This is a genomic window from Synechococcus sp. EJ6-Ellesmere, assembly GCF_024345875.1.
GTDB lineage: Bacteria > Cyanobacteriota > Cyanobacteriia > PCC-6307 > Cyanobiaceae > Regnicoccus_A > Regnicoccus_A antarcticus.
Window position 1 is genome coordinate 1 of record NZ_JAGQBY010000173.1, and the last position, 6,290, is coordinate 6,290.

General features: G+C 66.2%; 8 protein-coding genes. 5 read left to right on the forward strand and 3 right to left on the reverse strand.

The window, feature by feature from the left end; genetic code table 11:
• Positions 1-584: pantoate--beta-alanine ligase (locus KBY78_RS15155; RefSeq protein ID WP_255144335.1), on the reverse strand; the 584-nt coding region annotated here is incomplete at its 3' end.
• Positions 585-662: 78 nt separating this feature from the next.
• Complete coding sequence (locus tag KBY78_RS15160; protein WP_255144336.1) at positions 663-1,220, reverse strand: septal ring lytic transglycosylase RlpA family protein; 558 nt, start codon at positions 1,218-1,220, stop codon at positions 663-665.
• A gap of 446 nt (positions 1,221-1,666) precedes the next feature.
• Between KBY78_RS15160 and purM the strand changes: the two genes are divergently transcribed.
• Positions 1,667-2,701: a phosphoribosylformylglycinamidine cyclo-ligase gene (purM, locus tag KBY78_RS15165; protein ID WP_255144337.1), complete on the forward strand. Its 1,035-nt coding sequence runs from the start codon at positions 1,667-1,669 to the stop codon at positions 2,699-2,701.
• Between the two features lie 89 nt (positions 2,702-2,790).
• Positions 2,791-3,465 carry a hypothetical protein gene (locus KBY78_RS15170; protein WP_255144338.1) on the forward strand — a complete coding sequence of 225 codons (675 nt, stop codon included), beginning with the start codon at positions 2,791-2,793 and terminating at the stop codon, positions 3,463-3,465.
• A gap of 32 nt (positions 3,466-3,497) precedes the next feature.
• Here the strand turns inward: KBY78_RS15170 and KBY78_RS15175 are convergent, their stop codons facing one another.
• A complete protein-coding gene (locus tag KBY78_RS15175) occupies positions 3,498-4,466 on the reverse strand; it encodes an aldo/keto reductase (protein WP_255144339.1) in 969 nt (322 codons plus the stop codon).
• A 40-nt stretch (positions 4,467-4,506) separates the two neighbouring features.
• Here KBY78_RS15175 and KBY78_RS15180 point away from each other — a divergent pair, with 40 nt between their 5' ends.
• The 3 genes from KBY78_RS15180 to KBY78_RS15190 all read left to right on the forward strand — a co-directional run bounded on the left by KBY78_RS15180 (position 4,507) and on the right by KBY78_RS15190 (position 6,192).
• The gene (locus KBY78_RS15180; RefSeq protein WP_255144340.1) at positions 4,507-4,683 is read left to right on the forward strand and encodes a hypothetical protein; all 177 of its coding nucleotides are present in this window, start codon (positions 4,507-4,509) and stop codon (positions 4,681-4,683) included.
• A gap of 73 nt (positions 4,684-4,756) precedes the next feature.
• Positions 4,757-5,314 carry a hypothetical protein gene (locus tag KBY78_RS15185; RefSeq protein WP_255144341.1) on the forward strand — a complete coding sequence of 186 codons (558 nt, stop codon included), beginning with the start codon at positions 4,757-4,759 and terminating at the stop codon, positions 5,312-5,314.
• Between the two features lie 440 nt (positions 5,315-5,754).
• Complete coding sequence (locus KBY78_RS15190) at positions 5,755-6,192, forward strand: hypothetical protein (RefSeq protein ID WP_255144343.1); 438 nt, start codon at positions 5,755-5,757, stop codon at positions 6,190-6,192.
• The last annotated feature ends 98 nt before the right edge of the window (positions 6,193-6,290 follow it).

Sequence of the window (6,290 nt, forward strand, 5' to 3'; positions counted from 1 at the left end):
CTCCCTGCCAGACCACCGCCCCCCCGCCATGTCGCGCATCCCTGGACCCGCAGCGGCAGGGCCAGATCCGCCACGATCCGCCTGATGATCACCAGTTGCTGCCAGTCCTTCTCGCCAAGCAGCAAGCGATCAGGACGCACCAGGGCCAGGAGCCGGGCGACCACCGTGGCCACCCCTTCGAAATGGCCTGCTCGGGTGCGGGCACAGAGCCCCTGAAGCAGAGCGGGCGGAGGCAGGATCCTGGTCAGCTCAGACTCACCGCCGGGGAACAGCTCCTCAACGGTTGGGGCGAACAGGGCAGTGGCCCCTGCCGCGGAGGCGAGAACGCCATCAGCAAGGGGATCGCGCGGGTAGCGCTCGAAGTCTTCCCCGGGGCCGAACTGAAGCGGATTGACGAACACGCTCACCAGCACCCGTGGCGGCGGCCCCGACGGGACGAGGGGGGCGGACGCCCGCTCGATCAGACGGCGGTGGCCCTGATGCAGAGCGCCCATGGTGGGCACGAAGTGAAGGTCCGTGGCCGGAAGCCCAGCGGCGGGCCTGCACCAGCGCCGCAACTCATCACAGGTATGCAGCAGCTGCATGGAGTCGCCAAACGAAAGCCCACCCGGAAGATTGCCGGATGGGCCTACTCAAGTGGATCGGGTAAAGGCCCTCAGGCCCTACTGAACCACTTCAAGACGCACCTGAGCCACGCCGCTGGCGACCAGACCCAGGTTCTGGGCAGCACCATGGGCCAGGTCGATGATGCGGTTGCCGTGGAACGGACCGCGGTCATTGATGCGCACGATGGCGCTGCGCCCGTTCCGGAGATTGGTGACCTTCACCTTGGTACCGAAAGGCAGGGTGCGGTGAGCCGCGGTCATGGTGCCGGGGCGGAAGACCTCGCCATTGGCGGTGCGGTTGCCAAAGAAACCAGGGCCATACCAGCTGGCTTCACCGGTGCCGGCCAGCTTGAAGCGGCGTGGAGTGGGTGCGGGTGCGGTGGGAGCGGTAGGAGCCTCGAGTGCCGGTGCCTCGCTTTCCTGCTGGCGAATGGCGACGGACTGGGAAGGCTGAACCGGCTCAGGAGACTCAAGAGCTGGTGCCGGAACGGCCGGACGGGCCATGGCGATGCGGGACTCGGACTCGGTGCGAGCCGAGTTGGCGAGCACAGGAACGGCAACGCCGCTGCCAGAAAGGAGGAGGGCAAGGGCCCCCAGGGGGAAAGTGCGACGCATAACAGTCGAAACCCACCACGAGTAGGCAACGGTCTTCGGAATGAAGGGTCGTTACTTGATGGATCGCGCTAACGATTGGAAGAGCTGAGAGCGCGAAACCGGTGGTTGAGTCCCTGATGAAAAATCACGACCCCGAAATCTTACAGGAAGTCCGAGGAAGTCCTGTTAAGAGCTTGGGCAGAAGAATTGATCAGGAATAGTCATCGACGAAGAAATCCCTGTCAGCCACAGTGCAGAGAACCGCCTGAAGCGCCGACATCGATCAGTGACGCCAATCAGTGCCATCAGCAGGGCTGATCAAAACTTGTGACAATCTGGCGGGCGGCCCCTTCTCAAAAGGCTTTCGCCCAGCTGGACGGCGATCCAGGCCGTTTGCCATCGGCCTGGATCGCCGCTGGCATCGGAGGATCAGCGGCGATGAGGATCTGCCCAGCAGGAGCAACGCCATGGATTACCGAACGGCCGGAGTGGATGTGGCCGCCGGCAGGGCCTTCGTCGAGCGGATCCGCACCAGTGTCGAGAGCACCCGCCGGCCTGAGGTGCTCGGTGGCCTGGGGGGATTCGGCGGACTGTGCCGGCTGCCCGAGGGGTTGCGGCGCCCATTACTGGTGGCCGGCAGTGACGGGGTGGGGACCAAGCTGGAGCTGGCCCAGGCCCACGGGCGTCACCATGCTGTCGGCATCGATCTGGTGGCGATGTGCGTCAACGACGTGATCACCAGCGGAGCCGAACCCCTTTTCTTCCTCGATTACATCGCCACCGGCAGGCTGGCGCCCGAGGCCATGGCCCTGGTGGTGGAAGGCATCGCCGACGGCTGCCGCCAGAGTGGCTGCGCCCTGCTGGGGGGCGAGACGGCGGAAATGCCGGGCTTCTATCCGCCCGGCCGCTACGACCTGGCCGGCTTCTGCGTAGCCGTGGTGGAGGAGGACGAGCTGATCGATGGCCGGCAGGTGCAGCCTGGCGACCGGATCCTGGCGGTGGCCAGCAGTGGTGTTCACAGCAATGGGTTCAGCCTGGTGAGGCGGATTCTTGAGAGCAGCGGCACCACCGAGAGAACACCCCTGGCGGGCGATGACCGGCCGGTGATCGAGGCGCTGCTGGAGCCCACCCGCCTTTATGGCGCCCTGGTGAAGGCCCTGCGCCAGCAGGCTGTACCCATTCATGCGATGGCCCACATCACCGGCGGTGGCCTTCCAGAGAACCTGCCCCGCTGCCTGCCGGCCGGAACCCATGGCCGGATCGAGGCCAGCAGCTGGGAGCGGCCCGAGCTGTTCCGCTGGCTGCAAGACGCAGGCGAGGTGCCGGAAGCCGATCTGTGGAACACGTTCAACCTGGGGGTCGGCTTCTGCCTGGTGGTGCCGGAGCCTGCCGTGTCCTTGGCCCTGGAGGTTTGCGCGCTCCTGGGACACCAGGCCTGGATCCTTGGGCTGGTGGAGGCCGGCGTCCCCGGCGAGGTGCCCCTGGCGGGTTTGCCGTACTGACCGCCCCATTCCCTCTCCTGGCAGATTGCAGAGGGCTTTGCTGTCCTTGATCGCTGGCAGCACACCCGGTAATTCATACGTCCTTAACCATGCACACCTCCAGCTCCCGCATCACCCGACGGCGCAGCTCAGCGGGTCCCCAGCCGGCGGCACCACCGCGGCGGCTGAGCGTTCCTCCCCAGGGGCGAAACGTGAGTCGGCCCACCTATCTCACCCTGCGCGACCACGGCAAGGTGTTCGTGGCCGACCTGCCCCGCCTTTCCGAAGGCCAGCTCTCACGGGTGGCCACGGAAGCTCAGGAGGTGCTGGAGAGCCTCAACCGGCGTCTGGAGGAGCTGGACCAACTCCCCACTCTCCAGCCAGCTGAGCAGGAGACCCAGATCAGGGCCAGCACCAAGCGAGGCGTCACCGAACGCTTCCTGCAGGCCATCGAGGAGGAGCAGAGCGAGCGGCGCAACAACCCGGCCCTGCTCGCCGCAGCAGGGGAGTCGCTGGCCCGGGCTTTCCTGGAAATCTCCCGCCACCGCCTGCCGGGAGCCACGTTCGACTCCCTCCTGCAGGAGGCCCTCAGCGCCTGCGATGAGCACAACTCCGCCGCCGACAACGATGACAAGGACAAGGGTTCCGGAGCCAGGACCGGGCCCAGCGGCTCCCTGAGCGGTGCCCCCGCGGTGGTGATGAACACCCCCCCCAGGCCAGCCGCCCTTCCTGTGGTGCTCTCCCCCGACCCCACGGGCACTTCTGCAGCGGCGGAATCCGCCTGATCCTCGATCACGTCTCAGGCTTCAGCTCCTTCTCAATCACTGAGAAAGGGGTTGGCGGGCATCCTCACCGGTAGGGCCAGGGCCTGGCGGTCGAGGGCGAGGCGCTCCTGCTCGTCGAGTTGCCAGGCCAGCGCCGCCACCGCCGCTTCGGCCTGCTCGGGGGTGCGCAGTCCGGGGATCGGCATGGCCCCGTGGGCCCTGCACCAGTTCAGGGCCACCTCAGACACCTGGGCTCCGTGCTCGGCTGCGATGTTCCGCATCAGAGCCAGCAACGGCTCGATCCTCGGTCGCAGCCGCCGGAACAGCAGCCCCCGGGGGCCCTTGGGCGAGCCCGCGCCGCCGCCGGCCCGGTCACACAGCAGACCCAGGGCCAGAGGGCTGTAAGCGATCAGATCCACCCCCAGCTCCTGGCAACAGGCCCCCAGTTCCCCGCCGGTCACCGCCTCAGGAGCCAGCAGCGACACCTGCACCTGGAGGCTGTCCAGGCGCACCCCCCGCTCGGCCAGCCGCCGCTGCACCTCCCTCAGGCGCAGGGGCCCCATGTTCGAGACCCCGAGACTCTCCGCCTCACCGGCCCCCACGCCATCCGCCGGCCCCGCCAGCAGGGGCCACTCCTGCCACGGGGCATAACGAGCAGTGCTCCAGTGCAGCTGCACCCGATCGACGCGGCCGCCCAGCCGCTGGCGGGAGGACTGGAAGGCGCGGTCATAGCCCCGGCGGCCCAGGCGCCAGGGGAAAGGGGCCAGTTTGGTGGCCACGCACAGCTGATCGCGTTGCTGAGGGGGCAGAGCCTGGAGAAAACCACCGAGCAACTGTTCGCTGCGGCCGGTGAAACGGCCGGTGCCATAGGAGTCGGCCGTGTCGAAGAAACGAAGCCCCAGGGCCACCGCCCTGTTGAACGTGGCCTCCAGGGCTGCGTCATGGAGCTCGGGCCGGTAGCCCCAGAGGAACTGGTTGCCCCAGGCCCAGGTGCCCACGCCGATCGAGACGGACTGCGCCATGGGGTCTCCGGGCTGCGAGCGACCTCGCCATGATCGGAGCATGACGTCACCGCCGCCCCAGACCCAGTCGCCAGCGCCTGTGCCACGGCCGGCACCACTGGTGCAGAAGGCCCCCCAGCAGCAGCCCAATGAACCGGTGCTGTGCAACCACTGCGGTCGCACCGCCAGCAACGGCATCAGCTGTCAGGGCTACTGCGTGGCCGATTCGGACTACTGAGGCCCGCTTCACTGGTCCGTGCACTCCAAGGGCCAGGCGGTTCCACAATGGAGGCCCTGCGCGTGGGTTCCCCTTGGCCGTCAGCACCATTCCCGACCCATTCCAGAGCCACTGCTGCGTAGGGCCAGGCACTCGCCACGCGGGCCTGCTGCTGGCCGGGGCCCTGCTCAGCCTGCTGATCCCTGGGCCAGGCCTGCGGGCGGATGAGAAACAGCCCACCGACTTCGGGCGGGTGCAACGCGCCACCCGCAGCTGCGAACGCAATCTCGCTGCGGCCAGCCCTGGCCCCTGCTCGGAGTTGCGCTTCGAGCAGAACCAGCAGGGACTGCTGAACATCCGCTTTGTCGGCCCCGGCAGCGGCGAGATCACCACCAACCTCGTCACCTTCGTGGGGGTGGTCAAGGACGGCGCCGCGGGGCTGCGCTGCCGCGAGGGACACTGCCGCCTGGAGGGTCCCCTCAGCACCGAGGTCACCAGCGTGAGTGAACTGGGCTTCGATCAGCGGGGACTGCCCACCAGCCTGCCCAGCGCCTGGCCCGCCGATGGCACCTGCACGGTGGAGAAGCACGACGTGCGCTGCGAAGCCAAGGCCCTGTCCGGCGAGCGCTGGTCAGCCACCGCCGAACTGTGAGCGAACCATCCGGCGGCTCGCCGGCAGGAAGGAGATCAGAGGCGGCACCCAGATTCGAACTGGAAAGAAATACAATATCTTCACCATTAGGCACCATATATGGGGTCGCCAATGCCAAGTGACACCAAATAAAGGGGTAATTATCTCAACTCACCTTCCGCTCACCTTCCACTGGAGGTAAAATCAGCGTTCTGAACGCCTCCCAAGACTGGGGCAAAAGGAAGGTGAAATCAGGGTCTCCATCGCCCCCAGAGAACTGGTCGGTGATCAGCGTTTCAGATCTGGGCATCAAAGGGTCTTACCCCAACAACCTCAAGATTCGTAAAGTCGCCCGAACGCAAAATCTCTCAGCGTCCTGGTTGCCGTCGCTGGAGGAAGACCATCGCCCTGGCAAGGGGCGTGTAGGGAAGACGGGCAAACGCGACCCGTTGCGTGGGTCTATGGGCACTCCTGACCCCTATGAGGCGGCGAAGAGGGCGGTGGAATGGGTTCAGGAACTCCAACGCTCAGCACGGGTCTTCAAGGAACAGCAGGAGGCGGAGCACCAACACGCTCTGGAGATCTACTGGGAACGGTGGTATGCCCGTGAGAGCAGCAAGCGCAAGACCCAACGCAACTTTGCCCGTTGGAGCAGGGACACCCGCCTGAAGTGGGATGGGCAGTCCTACGGCGTCAAGCACCAACCCTGGGCACAGAAGTCCGTGGAGAAGATCACCGCTGCTGACTTTGCGGACTACTGGGCAGTGCTGGATGTCCGCAGAACCGCCACGAACGATATGGGAGGCACCAAGGCACAGCAGAAGACCCTGATACGGGAACTACTCAAGGAAGCACGATCTGACTTCCCCCCAGGGCCTATTAAAAGTCTGGCCCAGTAGGCCTGGCTGATCCTGTCAGCATGGGATTCGGTCCACGGGAATGGTCCTTTTCCCATGCCCGTCTCTTCCGATCCAGGCCAGCTTGACGCTCCTGCCGA